Origin of the sequence: Pseudoalteromonas sp. S554 (assembly GCF_005930865.1) — a bacterium.
In the GTDB taxonomy this organism is placed as follows: Bacteria; Pseudomonadota; Gammaproteobacteria; order Enterobacterales; family Alteromonadaceae; genus Pseudoalteromonas; species Pseudoalteromonas marina.
This window is the reverse complement of record NZ_PNDV01000106.1, coordinates 1-18,194: the sequence shown is the minus strand read 5'-3', so window position 1 is coordinate 18,194 and position 18,194 is coordinate 1. Positions and strand designations below refer to the sequence as shown.

Here is an 18,194-nt window from a genome sequence, read left to right as displayed (position 1 = left end):
GTGGTTTTTTTGTGCCTAAAATTTATAAAAATTAAACAAATTGTAACCCGCTATGACTTAGTGCATTATTACTAAAACGATAGCCACTTTAGGTTTTGCTATGAACAGGTTTATATTGTTAATTACATGCGCAGTGCTACCTTTTTTTTCTTTTTCGCAAAATACAACGGTATACAAGTGTGTAATTAAAGGCGTTCCTACCTTTAGCCAAACACCTTGCTCAAAAGATGCCGAACAGATCACACTAAAAGAAATCAATATAATTGAAGCCTATAAAAGCCCCACTCAATCAAATAATGTAATAGATAGTTCTGTAGACAATTTTTTAGAAGTTCAGCAAATAGAACGTGAAATAAGCAAGCTACAATTAACACTTAAACAAACAGAAAAAACTTACCAAGAGCAAGTAAAGCAAGCCAGCTATGTTACACAAGATCAGGCTAACCGGTTAGGCGCCTCTTCTATTGCTGACGCCATTGCTAAAAAAACAGCGCCAATTACCAGCGCATATGAATCAAAGGTTACGCGTACACAACAACAAATAGATGCTTTACGTCAACGAAAGCAGTTGCTTAGTCAAATTCCTTAAGCGCTTGCTTTATGGTATTGATAAGCGCGTTTACATCTTCTTCCGTTGTGTAAATATGCGGTGAGACTCGTATTCCGTGTTTGCGCTCGTCAACACTCATGTTTGCTTTACCCAGCGCTGCTAATATTTGCTGCTGTTTATTCTTAAAAAACAAAATAACGGTACCACTACATTGATTGCTTTGTATTGGTGATACAACAAATTCACTTAAATGCTGATGAATATTCGAAATCATCGCGAGATTATGCTCTCTTACCTTTCTAACTGTCAGATCTGCAAAGTAATTTATACTATTCACAGCAATCACGTACGGGGCTATAGAAGGGGTGCCTCCCCAAAATCTCAGCGCGCTGTGATGATAACTAAAATGGTTAATATTAAACTCAAAGGGGTCTTCATGAGAAAACCACCCCACATCTTTTGGCTTGCACTGCTCCAGCTGGTTTTGATTAACCCATAAGTAGGCTGCACCTGGCCCGCCGCACAACCATTTAACACTTGAGCCAATCATGAAATCGGCATCAAGCGTTATTAAATCAATAGGCAACACTCCAGCAGATTGCGCCACATCAATTATTGAAAGGCTATTAGTCATCTTACTGCGTAGTACAATATCGCTTATCGGTGCTTGAACACCCGTATTTGAATAAACATGGCTTACAAACACCATATCTATATCTGATGTTAAATAACGCTCCCATACAGCTATATCGCTTAGATTTTCCTCTTCAGGAATAAACAGTATTTCTGCACAAGGCGGTAACGCCTTTTGCATTACAAACCCCATACTTGGAAAGTCGCTTTGTGCCATAAGCACTTTGCAGCGTGCTTGTTGTAATTGAGGGTGCGACATAACTAACTTAGTTAAACCGCTTGATAAGTTAACTTGCGGGCAAAATTGTGAACTTGGCGAATTAAATAACTTACCTAGTGCAGAAGTAAACGCATCTATTTGAGGTAACCATTGTTGCCATGGCTCTTTATTTGAATCTTGCCATGGTGATAGATAATGCTCTGTAAAGTACTGTTGAGAACTTTTTAGTGGCCTGCCGACGGAGTGGCTTAAAAAGTAGCAACCTTCAGATATACAAAAATCATTTTTAAGCATATTACTTCACCCACTCTTTTAATGAATTGAGATCGTCAAACCGCGTTTTTATATCGTCCCTTTTTGCCGCTGCGCGTCTATCCCTCAACTTTTCTAACGAATCGAGTAATACATGAAGTGGCGGTCCACTTGCCGTTACTTTACTTAAATGTTGCTCGTGCATTTGCTTTGACGGTTGCGCAATAAATTTTTCTACTAATTGGTTATGATGTCCGATTGCTGTGTCACCATGTAACTTACATACTTGCATAAATAGCTTTCCATGTGATTTAAACCAGTTGCTATTTTTATATTGCTGCGCCTGTAAAAAATCGTCCATAAAGCTTTGTATTCGCATTGACTCTCTTAATATTTGCTGATCTTCTGGCATCATATACAAAAACTTATCCACCAGCATTTGTGAGTAGCTTGGCTCATTTGCACTACAAAGACCAAGCAACATATCAATTACGTTAATTCCGGCAAAATCGCCTGCGTTTGCACCTCGATAAATCTCTTTACCAACACGGTATGGTTTGTAGTAAGGGCGAACGCAGTTAAAAAAACGATCTGTATCTAATTGTGTGTAAAGTGCATTGTTAGATTCAATTACATTAATGAGCGCGTACTTTGCAGCCTTTAGTAATTCACCACACAAAGGGTGCGAAATACCCAAAGGTACTATTTTTAATAAGGCATCACTTGCTCGCTTGTAGGCTAAAATACCTTGAGTGTTATAATCTAAAAAAAGTTTTTCATCAGGTAAATTAGTAAAGCGCTTATAGGTGCCATTAACAGCTTTATTGTGGGTAGTTAAATGCGCGGTAGCAAACCGCGGTGTTACACCAATCGACGCACCAATATGCATTGCCAATGCCGATGCCTCTACCAAAGGTGAAGTAGTTTCTCTACTGGGCTCAGTTATTTCATGGCGGCGACATGCAGCCATGAATAATCCAACATTGCCTAATAAATCAAATGCACGATCAAACCCTTGATCGGTATTTCCTTCTGCTAACAAGTGTGAAATTAATACATTGCCTTGCCTTTTTAATTGTTGCTTTAATTTCTCACCAACACCTTCAACATTTGCTTTATCGAATTGCTGCCAATAAAGCAGCTCTAATTCAGTATTTATCTCTACAAACTCAGTGCGTATCCAATCATCAAATGTGGCCGTATGTGTATTCATTATTTTGCTCTATTATTTTTATATTTAAATGCTAACAGAGTAACGTGAGCGTAAATCATCAAAAAACAAAGTGAAAGTGTCTATAATTAGTGATAATCACTAAAAATTTAAAAATAGATAACAATAAATGTTAGATAAAAAAGATCAGCAAATACTCACAGCACTACAAGAAAATGCCAGAATATCGGTTTCAGATTTAGCAAATACGATTAGCTTGTCTGATACGCCTTGCTTAAGGCGAATCAAAAAACTTGAAAAAGAGCATGTTATTACGGGCTACCACGCGTCAATTAATCCTAAAAAACTTGAACTGAACGTATTGGTATATGCTTTTATTAGGCTAAATCAAAATTCTGTTAGCGCGGCAGACTTATTTGAACAGTCGGTAGAAAAGCTACCTCATGTATTAGAGTGCAGTGTAATATCAGGTAGCTATGATTATTTACTAAAAATTATTGCTAACGATCTTGAAAGCTATGAACAATTTGTTAAACATCGGTTAGGTAGTTTGAGCTGCATAGCGAATATAGAGTCAACGGTGGTACTTAAGCAGTCGTTCACTAAAAAGCAGCTTCCGCTATAAAAGTACGGCAAATACAAAGTTGTTAGCTATACTGATATTTCTTAAACAGAAACATAGATATATGGATATTATGTGAAAATATTCGCCTCAACCTCTCAATCAATTATTTTCTACATATTATTCGCCCTCGCTTATTACTTACTGGGCGTTGGACTTACTGCGTTTGCATTTAACTCGCAAATAGTCCCTATCTGGCTACCGGCAGGTATTGCTTTAGTTGGTTGTTATATTTGGTGGTGGCGTTTTATACCGCCTTTATTTGCAGCAGCAATTGCATTTAACTTAAATATATTCGATAACTCAGCTCATGAAATAATGCTGGTCGGCAATACGTTTACTCAGGCCATTTACATTGCCCTTGGCGTTATTATCCAAGCTATGGTCGGTGCCGCAATATTAAGGTATTGGTTGGGAAATCCGCTTTATTTTCGTAAACGAAAATACATTGCTTATTTTATTGCTGTAGTTGCTGTTTTAGTAAGCTTACTATCATCAAATATTGGTGTATTTGCGTTAAGTAACTTTAACCCACTTTATAGTATTGAGGACCATTGGCTTCATGTTATTTATTGGTGGTTAGGAGATATATTAGGGGTACTTATTGCCTCACCTTTTTTATTGTCGCTACTGCCCAAAGCACCTGGACAACGCAAAGTCTTAGCCTTTGAAACCATTGCAGTTTGCTCTATTTTATTTATATCTGTGGCGCTTACAGCACAAATTTACGAACGCGAAAACAGCAAAAATACAATTAAAATTGCAGAGCGAGAAGTTGAAGTTATTGAAAACAGTTTATACAGGTATATAAATCAAAGTATTATCGCCGTGCAAAGCTTAGCAAGCCAAGTACAATCATCACCTGAGTTTAATGAGCAAGACTTTTACACTTCAGCAAATAAACTACTTGAAAAGCATTCGTTTATTAAAGCATTGTCTTGGAATGTACAAATAACACAAGCGCAGCGCCAAACACTCAGTAATACAATGTCAACAATTTATCGGCAAAATATAAACATTGTTGGTGATCCTCTCGAAGATGATGACCCTCTAGTGGTTGTTAAATATATAGCTCCTTTAGAAAGTAACCAAAAGGCGGTTGGCTTTAATGTATATTCAAACCCAGATCGTAAAGCATCTTTGCAAAATCCAGCTATCAAATATTTACCTATCAGCACTAAAATCATTCAATTAGTCCAAACAAAAACACCAACACCCGCCTATCTACTATTTGCACCTGTTTATGGTCAAAATGAAAATATAAAGGGTTATGCCACCGGTGTATTTTTGGCCCATAAAATTATTGAACAAGCTATTACACAGCAGCAATCTGAAATGTTTTCTATTGATGTGTTTGAATTTGACAACGAACCCGCCTTTTACAGTAACGACTCTCAAAACTTTGAGCAAGCAACCCAAAGCCAGTTAATGTCATTCAATATTAACTTTGGAGGGCAGCAATGGGTAATAAAATTAGCACTTAAAGAAAACTACATTTCACAACAAAACATTGAAATGTCTTTATTTTTACTTATGCTACAAACCGCTGTGTGTTTACTTATTATTGTAGTGTTAATGCTATTTAACCAGCAGCAACTAGCGCTTAGCCGCCAAGTTGCAGAACGAACAAGCTCATTGGTAAAAGCCAAAAAACAGTCTGACTTAGCCAATAGCGCTAAAAGCCAATTTTTAGCCAATATGAGTCACGAAATACGCACCCCATTAAATGCCATTATTGGCCTATCGTCACTTGCGAAAAAAGATGATGATGCTCAAAAGCTGTTCAGCTACATTAAAAAAATTTACTCCTCTTCAAACAGTCTATTAAACCTAATTAACGACGTTCTTGATATTTCAAAAATAGAGTCACAACATTTAATACTAGAGTCCATTGCGTTTGATCCAAAAACACTTGTAACGCGCATTGACACAATGTTTGAGCAAAGTGCGAAAAATAAGAACATTGAATGGATTCTCAAATGTAACTTACCTGTAGATACCTGGTTTTTAGGCGATGCAATGCGCATAGAACAAATACTACTTAATTTATGTAGTAATGCGATTAAATTTACTAACGAAGGAAGCGTTACGCTCGATATAGATACAGAGTTTGTGTCTGCCAATAAGGTAAAACTAAGCATTGCAGTATCAGATACTGGCATAGGCATTGAAAAAAGCCAACACAACACCTTATTTAACGCGTTTACCCAAGCTGACAGCTCAACCTCTCGAAAATTTGGTGGTACTGGCCTTGGTTTAACAATAGCTAAAGAATTATGTTTGCTAATGGGGGGAACACTTAATTTAAAAAGCGAGCTGGGTGAAGGGTCAACCTTTACGTTTGCCGTTAACTTAACAACAACAGAGCCAGATATAGAGCCAGAAGCCATATCAAAAGATATTGATATTACGTCTTTAAATATTTTGGTCGCAGAAGACAATCCTGTGAATCAAATGGTAATAAAAGCGATGTTGGGATCTTTAGGTATCATTCCTCACTTGGTTGAAAATGGTGAAGAAGCTGTAAATATAATCAAAGAACAACATTTTGATTTGGTATTAATGGATTGCCAAATGCCTGTTATGGATGGCTATAAAGCAACAGAATTAATTCGAGCGTTTAAATCGCAACACACATTACCCATCATTGCGCTAACAGCTGATGCCATGCCAGAAGATAAAATTAAAGCTAAAAAAGCAGGCTTTACCGAACATTTAGCAAAACCCATAGAACTTGCAAAACTGACCGAGTGCTTGAGTCAGTTTGTAAAAACAGTTACTAAATAGCACCCAAAAAATTGTTATCATCACGCTACGTGACTGAGTTAATATAGTCACTCGTGGTGTTTAATAACACAATTAGCCTAATCGAATCGTAAAAAATCACTTTAATACGTGACTATTAAAAGCTCTGAAAAAATAAATTGAAGCTTAGAAGTAAAATAAGTGCCAATAAAATTACAAATTAGAGCGCACAATTAAGCACGCAATATTTACAAGGTCGGCATCATGAAAAGCTTTTCTCATCGATGGTTTAAAAATATTAATGAAATAGACCAAGCGCAATGGCATGCTTTTTTTGGTGATGAACCTTTTACTCAACATGCCTTTTTATACGCCTTAGAGCAAAGCCAATGTGTAACACAGCAAAGTGGCTGGCAGCCCTATCATTTAGCTGTATATGAAGGGAGTAACTTAATAGCGCTTGCACCTGGTTATGTAAAAAGCCATTCTTATGGTGAGTATGTATTTGACTGGGCATGGGCTGAAGCATACGAAAAAAATGGTTTGCATTACTATCCCAAATGGCTATCAGGCGTGCCATTTAGCCCAATTGAAGGTAAACGTATTGCCATTCATCACACAAACCACACCGTCGTATACAACTATATTACAGAGCAACTCTGCACACACAGCATTGAGCAAGGATGGTCTGGCTGGCATATAAACTTTTGCGACCAAACACAAGCAACGTTACTCACTAAGCAGCAAGCGATGCTCAGAGAGGGCGTTCAATTTCAATGGTTTAATAAAGGGTTTGATACTTTTGACGACTTTTTAACAACGCTAAACTCGCGTAAACGTAGATCGCTAAAAAAAGAACGCGCTAAAATAACACATCAAAATATTACTACTGAGTGGCTACAGGGTTCAGATATCACACCTGAAATAATGCAGCTGTTTTGCGAATTTTATCAGCGCACCTATTTAAAACGCTCAGGACATTTAGGCTATCTAAACAGTGAATTTTTTACCCTTTTGCATGCACTTATGGCATCGCAGCTGGTTATTATGCTTGCCAAAAAAGACGGTCAAGTCATCGCTGCAACACTCAGTTTAATTGGTGAAAACACACTTTACGGCAGGTACTGGGGGGCAAGCGAAAATATTGACGCACTTCACTTTGAGCTATGTTATTACCAAGGGATAGAATTTGCTATTAAACATAAACTCGACTGCTTTCATTCAGGTGCACAAGGGGAGCATAAAATAGCCAGAGGGTTTGAACCCGTTACTACTTTTTCAGCCCACCATATTGTTAACAATGACTTTAGCAGTGCAATTGCAGATTACCTGTCTCGAGAACGCCAGCATATTGCACTTTACAAAGCACAGTGCACATCGTTATTGCCGTTTAAAAACGAGTAACTGGTTATTAGCAGGCATAGCATGATCGCTCATAAGCGAAAGCCCTGCTTGCTTGGCCAATAATAAAACAGCTTCAAAGTCTCTTATACCACTTAAAGGATCTCGCTCAGTTAAAAAGGCGCAAAACTCTTGATTACTTTGGCTAGTGTATTCACCTTTGTACTTAAAAGGACCATAAATACACACAACCCCCTCATCATTTAAGTGACGTTTAACCCCGTCAAAAAAACGCTCAACTAATAACCAACTTACAATATGAAATGTATTCGCAGTATATATAGCATCTACTTTTTCGATAGGCCATGGCTGGTTTAAATCAAGCTCAATAGGGGCATGTAAATTAGCTAAATTCACTTCACTATGCCATAGCCTAATACCTTCATGATTAATGACACGATCACTTGTATGCCATTGTAGATAAGGTAATTTTTCAGCAAAAAACACACTGTGCTGACCTGTTCCAGAACCAACTTCTAATACTGTTTTAACGTTTTTTAACGCGCTATTTAAATGCTCTAAAATTGGCCCTTTATTGTTTTCACATGCTTGTGAAAATGGCTTTGTCATTGCGTGCACCAAAATTGTGGATGTTTGCACAATAGTAAAGCAAATTTGCAATATGTTGTCGTGACTAATTATGATTTATTTATTAAGTTAAATATAATCATATAGTTAGATATAGCTGGCTTGATTGGTATGTATTATGCAGCAACATAATTGACCCATTTAAGGGTTAATTAACTAATCACAAAAGGATAAAATTATGCATATGCCTCCCTATACCGCTGTTGATGCAGCAGTAGCTATCACCGATAAAAGTACCGATGATCACAGTGAAACCCTTGATATGAGAGCAACAGTTATTGATTTACTTTCTCATCCAAAACATAATCAAAAGGCGATCACTAAACATGAAACAGACCAGATATTTATTCTCGGCTATAATTAAAATACACGCCGTAAATAATTTTTATAATAACTATTTACACTGAAACCGATTAAATGTAATGATAACTATTATCATTAGTTGAGTCGGTTTTTTTATGTCTTCAAATCACGCCTTACATAACTATCAACATACTCTTGCATTTAATTGCAAAAGACCAGGCCTGCATGCCCCAATGCTTGTCGCTCATTATATAGACGCAGCTCTCAACGTAGCTAAAAACTTTGAACAACTTGATAATCCGCTACTTCAGGAGTATTACTTAAGACGCACACACCATGAAATTATAAATAAAATGTGCGATCCTCTTACTCATAATGCAATTCGCAAACAATGCCTACACCAGCTACACAAACCATTACTTGCATTAAAGCGTTTCTACATAAGCCACAATAGTCGTGCTAAATTTTTATTACTTGAGCGTGAAGCTCGTATTCTTAGTCACGAATTCAACCCTTTTTAAGGAGCACATTAATGAGCAACTTTAGAATAGAATCAGACAGTATGGGCGAATTAAAAGTACCTGTTAACGCTTTATATCAAGCACAAACACAGCGCGCTGTTAATAACTTTGCTATTAGCGCCCTCACTATGCCAGCACAATTTATAAAGGCACTGGCGTATATAAAACAAGCTGCAGCACAAAGTAACTGTGAGCTAGGGCTTATAAATAAAACCAAGGCAACTGCAATAGAGCATGCTTGCCAAGCGATTATTGATGGTAAGCATCATGATCAGTTTCCTGTTGATGTGTTTCAAACCGGTTCAGGAACTAGTTCTAATATGAACGCCAATGAAGTAATAGCAACACTTGCCAGTACTCAACAGGAGCTTGTACATCCTAATGATGATGTAAACATGGGCCAAAGCTCAAACGATGTAGTCCCTACGGCTATTGCACTAAGTAGTGCCCTAGCCGTTAAACAAGCATTACTTCCAGCTCTTGAAAACCTTTCGCAACATTTAGAAAATAAAAAGAGCGAAGTAGGCGCTATTGTTAAAACAGGTCGCACTCACTTAATGGACGCGATGCCTGTTACATTCGAGCAAACCCTTAATGCATGGCAATCGCAAGTAAACAACGCGGCCTCAGGCATTCGCCATAGCTTAGAGCCAGTGTGTGAGCTTGCTCAAGGTGGTACAGCTGTTGGTACCGGTATTAATGCCGACCCAAAGTTTGCAGACTTATTTTGCACTAACCTAACTAAAAACGTGGGGATCCGGTTTTCGCCAAGCAAAAACTTTTTTTATAATATTGGTTCACAAGATGCCATTGTTGCACTGTCTGGGCAGTTAAAAGTACTCGCTGTAGCTCAAATGAAAATAGCGAACGACTTACGCTGGATGAACTCAGGCCCCCTTGCAGGTTTAGGCGAAATAGAACTTGAAGCCCTACAACCTGGCTCATCTATTATGCCGGGTAAAGTAAACCCAGTCATACCAGAAGCCGCTGCGATGGTTAGTGCGCAAGTGATTGGTAACGACGCTACAATTACCGTTGCTGGTCAATCTGGTAACTTTGAACTAAATGTTATGCTGCCCGTTATTGCCTATAATATTTTGCAAAGCATAGAGCTACTAACAAACAGCGCCCAAGCTTTGGCAGAAAAAGCCATAGCCACATTTATCGTAAATCAAGCTAACATTGACCGCGCTCTTGCCAAAAACCCTATTTTAGTGACTGCACTTAATCCGGTGATCGGTTACGAAAAAGCAGCAAAAATAGCGAAACAAGCCTATAAAGAAGCCCGTCCTATTATTGATGTTGCCGAACAAGAAACTGACTTACCACGTGAAGAGCTCGAAAAACTGCTCAACCCGACTAAGCTCACACAAGGTGGCTTGTAGTTTTTAAAAAGCCTTAAATACGGCTTTAATTACTTGATTATATAGTTTTTATTGCCGTAAAAAATGCACCGTGTATGATAGTGATGAATTATTCATCACTATCAAGGTATCTTATGCGCCCTGTATTATTAGCTCTTGTTTTACCCCTTTGTTTAAGTGCGTGTTTAGATAAAACACCAGCAGAAAAAGAATCAGTAACCACTGCTGAAGTAATAAAACCAAAACAACAAACACTAAAAGAAACCACTCAAACAAAAAGTGACGTTGAGGAACTTTCAAACTCAAGTGTTAAAGCGGTATCGGTTGAAGATATTACGACAGCTAAAACCCAATTAAACACGCTTATTGCTGACACCAGCTGCGATACAAGTATGCAATGTAAAGTTATTGCAGTAGGTAGTCGCGCCTGTGGTGGCCCTAGTAGCTTTGAAGTTTATTCAACTAAAACAGCAAAAGACGAGCAAGTAAAAACACTGAGCAAAACAATCACCGAGCTTGAAAGTAATTTTAATGCGCAAAAAGGAATGATGAGTATTTGCCAGCATTTAACAACACCAAGCACTCAGTGTGTTGAAAATAAATGTGTTAAACTTGAAGGCTCAGCGGTAAGTGTATTTTAAGGATAACAATATGAGTGGTTTGACATTGACAGTTAAATTATCAATTTTTAGTGTTGCTGCTAGCATTTTTTTACTCAGCGGTTGCTCAACAACAGCATCTGTAAATAGTGCTCAAGGGCAGAACTTGTCGGCTTTAAATAGCCAACTTGCCAATATTGTTGATAACAATGGCTGTACAGCAAGCTTTCAGTGTAAAGTACTTGAAGTAGGAGCACGAGCGTGTGGCGGGCCGAGTAAATATGCTGTTTATTCAACGCTAAATACCCCTCAAGAGCAAGCAGAAAGCATTGCAAAGCAGATCACCGAACAAGAAAAAAATCAAAATGAGCAACAATCACTAACCGATTGCTTACCGGTTATTGAAGTACAATCGCTGTGCATTAACCAGCAATGCCAATCAATAGATATTAAGTAATAAATAAAGTATTAAGTGCTATTTCAGCGTTATTGACTTAAGTACGGAATAAGCGCTGAAATAACCACGACTAACAGCACACATATCCCTGCTTTTAGTATGTATTTCATTGGCATAGTTTTTAGTACCCAGTATGCATATATAAAACGCACAAAATAACTTGCTGCAGTACCAAATAAAGCAAAAATAATTAGGTAAGTAATCAGTATAATATTCAAAGCAGTACTTCTTTATAGTTGTTACCTTTAGTGTAAGGGCTTAATACAAAGAACGCAAAAGCACTGCTTTTCAATTTATTAGCTTTTGATAAAAGATTTAAAAGTACATTGAAGTACCCATCTATTTAATCTTATTTTTAGCTAAAATAACTGCCTAACATACTTTTATAAACCAGGTTTAGGCCAACTACTTAGCTTTTTTAGTATGCGCAATTAAAAGCTCTGCTACTTGTTGCTTTACCGCGCGCTTATCTTCGCTAGGTACATCAAAGCGGCCCGCTAGTTGCGCTATCTCATCATCATTCAAATTGAACGATAAGCGCTGTCGAGTCTTTTTAGACTTAACATCTAAGCCAAGTATTTTGCGGATCATATCGGATGGCGTGAGCTCTTGGTCAATTGCTTGCTTTTTTATTTGCTTTTGAACATCGCTACTCAAATCAAATGCCATTTGTGTTGCACGTACAGCTTGCTCTTGGCGCAACCACTTATCTTTAGCATCACTCACTTCGCGTCTCCAGGAAATAAATCCACTATATCGGTAATTGGACGCGTAAGTGTTAATGACACTTCGGTTTCGCCGCCATCCCAAATTTCAATATTTAGACTATGCCCTTCATCAGGCGATTCTAAACATATCATTTCACAAGGCTCGCCACCGTCTTGCTCATAGCGAGGTAGGCTTTGACCACGAAAGTCTTTATTATGAAAATAACAAACAAACGGCGATTCAGTTTGTTGGTAACTTTTAGCCAAAAACTGCATAAAACGCTCAGGAGTATTTTTAACTGCAATATGCGTTAACGACTCTTCATCAAAAATACGAGCAAATTCATCTAATGTGAAAATATCGTCTACTTCATCTCGTTGTACTTTTATCGAAAAATTAGCCCATTGCTCGCCGTCTTCTTGTGCTATTTGTAAAAACACAACTTGACCACTGTTTGTCTCAAGCACAAACTCAGTATCACTACTGTGCTGATATTGATAAGTTTGCACATCAATAACACGCAATGTTTGTCCTTTTAACCACGACGGATAAGCAAACGAATCTATAACGGTAAACATGTCACCTTTTTTAAGCTCACTTGCATGGTTAAGCTGACGTTCTGGCTCTTTTTTAGATTTGAAAAAATTAAACATAATAAAGCATCCCTTAAGCAAAAAAGGTAACTAAGCGACGCTTAATTACCTTTTATTATAAATGTACGAACTATTAGCCGTTTTGCTTGGCTTTAATGCGCGCTAAAATATCGGCACTTTTTGGACTTGTATCGCCAATGCCTGCTTCAGCCATTTTCGCTTTTAAATCGTCGCCATTAACTTCTGACTCAAGCTCTTTTGCAGCACCTAACTGATCGCTACGGTCTTGTTGACGCTGTTTAATACGCTCTAGTGATTGTCGAGCTGAGGTCATCGAAGAGCTATTCGTATTAAGCGTGCTGTTAACAGCCATTGTTGCTTGCTGTACGCTTTCTGTGGTTTTAACCATCGTAAGCTGACGTTGATTTTCTTTAATCGACTTTTCAGCGTCTTTAACTTGCTGCTTAAGCGTTACAATGTGGTTGCTAAAACCTGCTAATACTTGCTCGTTTTCAGCTTTTTCAGCTTCAAAATCACCAATTTTTTCTGCAATTTCTAATGCTAAGGCTTCGTTACCTTTTTCAAGTGCTTGGCCTGCATACGCTTCGTGTTCAGCAATTGATGCATCTACAGCGCTAATTTTTCGCTTAGTTTGCATTTCTTTAGCCATTACTTCGGTCAGGCTTTTTTTAGCACGGTGAAGTGCATTTTGTGCATCAGCGATTTCTTGTTCAAAAATACGGATACCATTTGCATCTACAATTGCTTCGCCCGCTTCACGAGCACCACCACGTACTGCTGTAAATAATTTTTTTAAAATACTCATAATCTTAACTCCACTAACTAGTTACTAATCGTTTAAATACAAGGTCACGGCTTCTAGTGCATCAATCGCGTTGTCAGCTAATGTCACTAGTTCGTGGGTAACATCATCTAATGATGAGTTTACCGACAGTGCACCAAAAATCGCGTATTTATTATCGATTTTAGCAAATGCACTTAGTGGAATTGGCACGTTCAAGCGTAACAATGTTTCGTTTAACTCGTTGCGTAATTCACTTTTCACTTCGTCTTCGCCAAACAAGTAGCTAATACATAACAACTGCTCTTGAGTTTGCGTAACAAAAATTGGAAGTTCATCATTTCCATCAACAATGACTTGTAAAACATCTTGCTCACCTGGATTGGCAATCAAGAAAGACTCAAAGTTAGCGCCTTCAGTTTCAAAAGAGGCTAATTTTATTGAAAGTTCGTTTAATTCCATGTCTCTGCCTTTGTGTTGTTTGACATATTATGTCTGAGTTAAGATTCGCACGGTAGACATATTATGTCAACCATGTTTTGTTAGTTTTTATACAATTCACTCTCTATTTGCCATGCTGAACGGTAATAATCATAAAGCTGACCAGAACCTAACCTATTGACCTCAATATCATTTATTTGTTCAAAATACTGATTAGGGAATACAAAACTTGCTAGTAAATATTTTTTACTTATCCATCGTGACGATACCGGCATTTCGCCTATATTATTTATTCGTGCACTGGCTGGTTGACCCATTTTGGTAGCAATTGTCCACCCCCACTGACCAAACGATGGAATATTTTGTTGGTATTGCTCCACGTGATCAAACCCGGCAGCCTTAACAGTTTTAGCTATACTCAGAAACGCCTTTTTTGCATGATATGGCGACGTTGATTGCACAGCCATAGCCCCATCAGGAGCAAGTAATTGGCGTACATGATTATAAAAATAGTCGCTGTATAACTTATTTAGGTCAGGATGATTCGGATCAGGTAAATCAATAATAACAGTGTCAAACTGTTTGTTTTGATCGAGTAATTTCTCAACCTCTAAAAAAGCATCACCCACGATTATGTTAGCTTTGGGGTCTTTCATTGAGTCGTTATTGAGGTTTATTAATCGCTGCGTGATGGCTTTGGGCGAGGTAAACTTATCGTCTTCGTGGCCAAATAGGTTAAGTAACTGTCCATCTAAATCAATTAAAGTGACTTCGTTTACCGACCATTTTAGTACATCCCTTAATGCTAAACCGTCACCCCCGCCAATAATTAGCACCTTATCATGGCGGTTAGAGGCAAGCATAGCCGGATAAACTAGCATTGAATGGTATATTTGTTCATCAACACTTGAGAACTGTAGGCGGCCATTTAAGTATAGGTCGGTAATTGGTTGCGGTTGATTTTTGCTAAGTCGTTCTGTTAATACAACATGCTGATATTTAGTCGCTTGAGAATAAATAACTTTATCTTTATATAAGACGTTGCTTAGGCTATTCATCCAACTGCTGCCGAGCACTAAAATAAAGCCAAACAGCACAAGCAGTAAAATATGGCAAACCAACAAAGCTTTAGCAAATCGTACATGGGCATGATAGCGCCATAAAAAAGCAAGCCCTGCAATAATATTAAATAAAGCGGTCCATGCAGCAGCTTGCATGATAGGCATAGCCAACATTATGCTTACCCAAATTGCTGCGCCAATACCTGCCCCAATGTAGTCTGCACCATAAATAGTTCCTGCATTGTTTTCTAAAAACCGCCCGTACACATGTTGGCGAATACGCGCTATAAGCGGTATTTCCATACCAATAAACAGTCCTAATACTAAGCCAAATACATAAGGTAAAAAGCGTGACCATTCTTGTAACTTTTGAAATACATAGCCATTAAGTACAACGTCAGGTGGCAGGTTAAAAATGCTCGAGAACAAATGAGGAAGCGAATAACTAACTGCAATCACACTTGCTATGGCCAAAATACAGCCCATGCCAATCAAAGCTATAATGCTTTCTAGCCAAGCAAATGCGGTGAACGCATCTTTAAACCAACGCGCTAAAAAAGCCCCTAGCCCCATAGCTACTATCATGGTGCCAATCATGGCGTAAATAGCACTTTCTACAGAGCCTAATACTCGGCCGGCATAGTGAGAGAGTAGGTACTCATAAATAAGGCCGCACCCAGCGAGCACAGCCATAACAGTGATAAGTAATATATCGTGCCCAAGTAAGCGAGACTTACTTGGGCTTTGAGTTGTTGATGACACGAATTATGCGCCTAATAATGTTGCCATTGTGATGCCTACGGCAAACGATACAGCGGCAGAAATAGCTGCTACACCCACATTTTTTTGACGATTAACTTCATCAGAAATATCACAACCCGATAAAATTATTTTAATGGTCACTAAGTGTAAAATAATAAACGCAACTAGGCTCACTACTGCACTAACAGCCCAATATAATAGGCTAGCATTAATATTATCTGCAGCATACGGTGCAACACCTGTTGCCGCTGTGATTGCTAATGCACTACCCACTAAATAACCAGCGTAACGAATACCAACAGCTAAGTTATCATCAATAATAGCTTGTTGAAGACAGTCACCATTTTTATTTGTGCGTTTAAATAACATAACTCGGTACTGGCTCACAAATAACAGCACGATGCTACCAATAACAAAGGCAGCAATGACAATCGGTAAACCATGCCATCCCTCTGTAGCTACCCATAACAGTGCTGAACGAATGACAATTGCCACACTCACTACATGGCCAAAATCAATGATAGAAGCAGTCACATTACCTTTAACAATTTCATCATGTAGGCTCACTTTACGCAGTGCAACTTTGTCTTGAAAAAAGTGACCAAGCTTAATTAACACAATGGCAAGCGCACCATAGCCAAGCATTTGCAGTGCTTCTTGCTGAAGCGTTGCAGCAAATGCACCACTGCTTACACCGGTTAATACGATAGCCAGCGCAACCAAACCAGCGGCAAAACTAATACCAAAGGCAAAATTATCACGCTCTGTTATTTCGTCATTGGCATGTAAATTTGAAACCCAGCCTTTTATATATTTAAGGCTAACAAATAGCAGCACAATTATTGCAAAGTCTATCGCTAAAGCTTGCAGCGACCACGTAGTTATTCCATTAAATTCATACATATTATTCTAACTCCAACTTTATTCTTTACTTACCACGGCTCACGCCACGAGAGGTTCTGCTTCCACTGTCACGAACTGAACCAGAGCTATTGCTATAGCTACTTGAACGTGAGTAACTGCTGCGACTCTTAGGCGGTGTATAGCTACTTCGACTTAACCCTGATGCACCAGTCTTTTTACTCGCATACGGGCTTGTGAACTGCTTACCTTGGCGTTGATATGTTTGACGTGTACGTGTCTCTAGCGCGCTTTGTGTTTTAATTTGTTTAGGGCTTGAGTAGCGATAACGACCATAATCATTGTAATAGCTGTACTTACGGCGTTTACTCCAGCTTCCGTATTCAACCCTGTCAAATACATCCCCTAAAATACGGTACATGCCGTACCATTGCCAAAAACTGATGCCACTGCTATTTGTTTGCCAGTTACCGTAGTTGGGATTACCCACCATCTGGTTACCTACCCCTTCACCCTCGGCTTGTTGGCTAATAGCACCAACGCGAGCTAGGGATCCTTTTGACATATCAGCAAGCATATTGATTGGATCAGTTAAAGCGTCAGAGAACAGTGAAGGTTTTGCAGCTTCACGTAAAAGATCGATGCTGTGCAACGTATCTTCGTAAGGGGGGATTAAGTAAGTACTTTTAGTCTCTTTAAGTCGCTGTAATAAACCACTATAAAGTGCACCTTGGCGCGAAGCATCTAAAGTAATTACATCAACAACATTTGAAAGCTCTGGCTGTTGTTTTTTTAAAAGCGCACCATACTCTTTAAGTAACACAGCATTGCGTATACTGCCATTATCTAGCGCACTACCTAGCTGTGATAGCTCAGCATCCGCTTTTTTTATAGACTCTTGAATTGTTTGTTGTAGCTGCTCTTCTTTAGATTGACAACCCATAAGCACCGTAAACAAACAAAACAGGCTTATAAGTTTCCAAACTTTACTATTCGACATTCATGTCACCTGATTTACTAAATTAACACAGCTAGTCTTACACAGGTCACTTAGTAAGCCAAGAATGAAATTGCAACAAAATGAGAAGAGATGTAAAGAATAAAGTAGATTACAAAACTCAGTAGTCAAAGGTAAAAAGTTTATGATCTAGACACGGGATAGAATTGACTTAACCTTACGTTGGTTGGCATTTTTGATGGTGATGATATTAGTTTGGTTCTTTATTTTATCCAAGAAAGTAAAAACCGTCACACTGCTGTAACAGGTCTCTATTATTTGAGCCTGTTAATGTCATGGTGCCCTCAGCGGTGGAGAGTCACAGTGAAATGTTGCCTATCATAGGCCAGTGTATTGAATAACCAAAACACTGTTCACAAAGAGGCGCTTCGCTTAGGAGACGCGACGCTTTAGAGAAGAAAATGTTGAATATTACTTTTCTGCAGACGTAAAAAAGCCGCTTCATTTCTGAAGCGGCTTTCTCTTATTTGAAGCCTGGTAATGTCCTACTTTCACATAGCAAATGCTACACTATCATCTGCC

Annotated in this window: 20 protein-coding genes; 9 read left to right on the top strand and 11 right to left on the bottom strand. The window is 38.4% G+C overall.

Annotated features, from left to right (window positions below):
• The first annotated feature begins 100 nt into the window (after nt 1-100).
• Nucleotides 101-589, top strand: a complete 489-nt coding sequence (locus CWB65_RS18155; protein WP_138741163.1) for an RNA-binding protein — start codon at nt 101-103, stop codon at nt 587-589.
• Here CWB65_RS18155 and CWB65_RS18150 read toward each other — a convergent pair.
• Both CWB65_RS18150 and CWB65_RS18145 read right to left on the bottom strand, forming a co-directional pair.
• On the bottom strand, nt 573-1,697 hold the full coding sequence (locus CWB65_RS18150; RefSeq protein WP_008128316.1) for an aminotransferase class V-fold PLP-dependent enzyme: 1,125 nt from the start codon (nt 1,695-1,697) through the stop codon (nt 573-575). The two genes, CWB65_RS18155 and CWB65_RS18150, sit on opposite strands and share 17 nt — an antisense overlap.
• 1 nt (nt 1,698) lies before the next feature.
• Entirely contained in the window at nt 1,699-2,868 is a 1,170-nt protein-coding gene (locus CWB65_RS18145) for a PrnB family protein (protein WP_138741162.1), read from the bottom strand.
• Between the two features lie 127 nt (nt 2,869-2,995).
• Between CWB65_RS18145 and CWB65_RS18140 the strand changes: the two genes are divergently transcribed.
• The 3 genes from CWB65_RS18140 (at nt 2,996) to CWB65_RS18130 (ending at nt 7,597) form a co-directional block, all read left to right on the top strand.
• On the top strand, nt 2,996-3,451 hold the full coding sequence (locus tag CWB65_RS18140) for an Lrp/AsnC family transcriptional regulator (protein ID WP_008128312.1): 456 nt from the start codon (nt 2,996-2,998) through the stop codon (nt 3,449-3,451).
• 72 nt (nt 3,452-3,523) lie between these two features.
• Complete coding sequence (locus CWB65_RS18135) at nt 3,524-6,235, top strand: ATP-binding protein (protein WP_138741161.1); 2,712 nt, start codon at nt 3,524-3,526, stop codon at nt 6,233-6,235.
• Nucleotides 6,236-6,457: 222 nt separating this feature from the next.
• Complete coding sequence (locus tag CWB65_RS18130; protein WP_138741160.1) at nt 6,458-7,597, top strand: GNAT family N-acetyltransferase; 1,140 nt, start codon at nt 6,458-6,460, stop codon at nt 7,595-7,597.
• On the opposite strand, the gene CWB65_RS18125 is transcribed toward CWB65_RS18130, so the two are convergent.
• Nucleotides 7,574-8,164, bottom strand: a complete 591-nt coding sequence (locus CWB65_RS18125) for a DUF938 domain-containing protein (protein ID WP_008128308.1) — start codon at nt 8,162-8,164, stop codon at nt 7,574-7,576. The genes CWB65_RS18130 and CWB65_RS18125 overlap by 24 nt on opposite strands.
• Nucleotides 8,165-8,360: 196 nt before the next feature.
• On the opposite strand from CWB65_RS18125, the gene CWB65_RS18120 reads away from it, so the two are divergent.
• From CWB65_RS18120 to CWB65_RS18100, 5 genes are all read left to right on the top strand, one after another.
• Complete coding sequence (locus CWB65_RS18120) at nt 8,361-8,546, top strand: hypothetical protein (RefSeq protein WP_006793828.1); 186 nt, start codon at nt 8,361-8,363, stop codon at nt 8,544-8,546.
• 94 nt (nt 8,547-8,640) lie between these two features.
• Nucleotides 8,641-9,006: a hypothetical protein gene (locus tag CWB65_RS18115; RefSeq protein WP_238530287.1), complete on the top strand. Its 366-nt coding sequence runs from the start codon at nt 8,641-8,643 to the stop codon at nt 9,004-9,006.
• 11 nt (nt 9,007-9,017) lie between these two features.
• Nucleotides 9,018-10,391, top strand: coding sequence for a class II fumarate hydratase (locus tag CWB65_RS18110; RefSeq protein WP_138741159.1), 1,374 nt, complete (start codon nt 9,018-9,020; stop codon nt 10,389-10,391).
• A 113-nt stretch (nt 10,392-10,504) separates the two neighbouring features.
• Entirely contained in the window at nt 10,505-11,011 is a 507-nt protein-coding gene (locus tag CWB65_RS18105) for a hypothetical protein (protein ID WP_138741158.1), read from the top strand.
• A gap of 10 nt (nt 11,012-11,021) precedes the next feature.
• Entirely contained in the window at nt 11,022-11,426 is a 405-nt protein-coding gene (locus CWB65_RS18100) for a hypothetical protein (protein WP_138741157.1), read from the top strand.
• Between the two features lie 29 nt (nt 11,427-11,455).
• Here the strand turns inward: CWB65_RS18100 and CWB65_RS18095 are convergent, their stop codons facing one another.
• From CWB65_RS18095 to CWB65_RS18060, 8 genes are all read right to left on the bottom strand, one after another.
• On the bottom strand, nt 11,456-11,644 hold the full coding sequence (locus tag CWB65_RS18095; RefSeq protein WP_006793823.1) for a hypothetical protein: 189 nt from the start codon (nt 11,642-11,644) through the stop codon (nt 11,456-11,458).
• Between the two features lie 187 nt (nt 11,645-11,831).
• Nucleotides 11,832-12,152: a hypothetical protein gene (locus CWB65_RS18090; protein ID WP_138741156.1), complete on the bottom strand. Its 321-nt coding sequence runs from the start codon at nt 12,150-12,152 to the stop codon at nt 11,832-11,834.
• Complete coding sequence (locus tag CWB65_RS18085; protein ID WP_006793820.1) at nt 12,149-12,787, bottom strand: DUF4178 domain-containing protein; 639 nt, start codon at nt 12,785-12,787, stop codon at nt 12,149-12,151. Before CWB65_RS18085 ends, CWB65_RS18090 begins: the two co-directional genes overlap by 4 nt.
• A gap of 73 nt (nt 12,788-12,860) precedes the next feature.
• A complete protein-coding gene (locus CWB65_RS18080; protein WP_006793819.1) occupies nt 12,861-13,553 on the bottom strand; it encodes a PspA/IM30 family protein in 693 nt (230 codons plus the stop codon).
• 24 nt (nt 13,554-13,577) lie between these two features.
• Nucleotides 13,578-13,991, bottom strand: a complete 414-nt coding sequence (locus tag CWB65_RS18075) for a YjfI family protein (protein WP_006793818.1) — start codon at nt 13,989-13,991, stop codon at nt 13,578-13,580.
• An 80-nt stretch (nt 13,992-14,071) separates the two neighbouring features.
• Nucleotides 14,072-15,793, bottom strand: a complete 1,722-nt coding sequence (locus CWB65_RS18070; RefSeq protein WP_138741155.1) for a polyamine aminopropyltransferase — start codon at nt 15,791-15,793, stop codon at nt 14,072-14,074.
• A 3-nt stretch (nt 15,794-15,796) separates the two neighbouring features.
• Nucleotides 15,797-16,696 (bottom strand): DUF350 domain-containing protein, encoded by a 900-nt coding sequence (locus CWB65_RS18065; RefSeq protein WP_008128289.1) that lies wholly within the window; start codon nt 16,694-16,696, stop codon nt 15,797-15,799.
• 25 nt (nt 16,697-16,721) lie between these two features.
• Nucleotides 16,722-17,654 carry a CHAD domain-containing protein gene (locus CWB65_RS18060; RefSeq protein ID WP_006793815.1) on the bottom strand — a complete coding sequence of 311 codons (933 nt, stop codon included), beginning with the start codon at nt 17,652-17,654 and terminating at the stop codon, nt 16,722-16,724.
• Nucleotides 17,655-18,194: the final 540 nt, after the last annotated feature.

Coding starts and splice junctions, on each gene's coding strand:
- CWB65_RS18130 (WP_138741160.1), top strand. CDS start 6,458: ATGAAAAGCTTTTCTCATCGATGGTTTAAAAATATTAATGAAATAGAC.
- CWB65_RS18060 (WP_006793815.1), bottom strand. CDS start 17,654: ATGTCGAATAGTAAAGTTTGGAAACTTATAAGCCTGTTTTGTTTGTTT.
- CWB65_RS18145 (WP_138741162.1), bottom strand. CDS start 2,868: ATGAATACACATACGGCCACATTTGATGATTGGATACGCACTGAGTTT.
- CWB65_RS18075 (WP_006793818.1), bottom strand. CDS start 13,991: ATGGAATTAAACGAACTTTCAATAAAATTAGCCTCTTTTGAAACTGAA.
- CWB65_RS18085 (WP_006793820.1), bottom strand. CDS start 12,787: ATGTTTAATTTTTTCAAATCTAAAAAAGAGCCAGAACGTCAGCTTAAC.
- CWB65_RS18080 (WP_006793819.1), bottom strand. CDS start 13,553: ATGAGTATTTTAAAAAAATTATTTACAGCAGTACGTGGTGGTGCTCGT.
- CWB65_RS18125 (WP_008128308.1), bottom strand. CDS start 8,164: ATGACAAAGCCATTTTCACAAGCATGTGAAAACAATAAAGGGCCAATT.
- CWB65_RS18065 (WP_008128289.1), bottom strand. CDS start 16,696: ATGTATGAATTTAATGGAATAACTACGTGGTCGCTGCAAGCTTTAGCG.
- CWB65_RS18155 (WP_138741163.1), top strand. CDS start 101: ATGAACAGGTTTATATTGTTAATTACATGCGCAGTGCTACCTTTTTTT.
- CWB65_RS18110 (WP_138741159.1), top strand. CDS start 9,018: ATGAGCAACTTTAGAATAGAATCAGACAGTATGGGCGAATTAAAAGTA.
- CWB65_RS18140 (WP_008128312.1), top strand. CDS start 2,996: ATGTTAGATAAAAAAGATCAGCAAATACTCACAGCACTACAAGAAAAT.
- CWB65_RS18120 (WP_006793828.1), top strand. CDS start 8,361: ATGCATATGCCTCCCTATACCGCTGTTGATGCAGCAGTAGCTATCACC.
- CWB65_RS18115 (WP_238530287.1), top strand. CDS start 8,641: ATGTCTTCAAATCACGCCTTACATAACTATCAACATACTCTTGCATTT.
- CWB65_RS18100 (WP_138741157.1), top strand. CDS start 11,022: ATGAGTGGTTTGACATTGACAGTTAAATTATCAATTTTTAGTGTTGCT.
- CWB65_RS18150 (WP_008128316.1), bottom strand. CDS start 1,697: ATGCTTAAAAATGATTTTTGTATATCTGAAGGTTGCTACTTTTTAAGC.
- CWB65_RS18105 (WP_138741158.1), top strand. CDS start 10,505: ATGCGCCCTGTATTATTAGCTCTTGTTTTACCCCTTTGTTTAAGTGCG.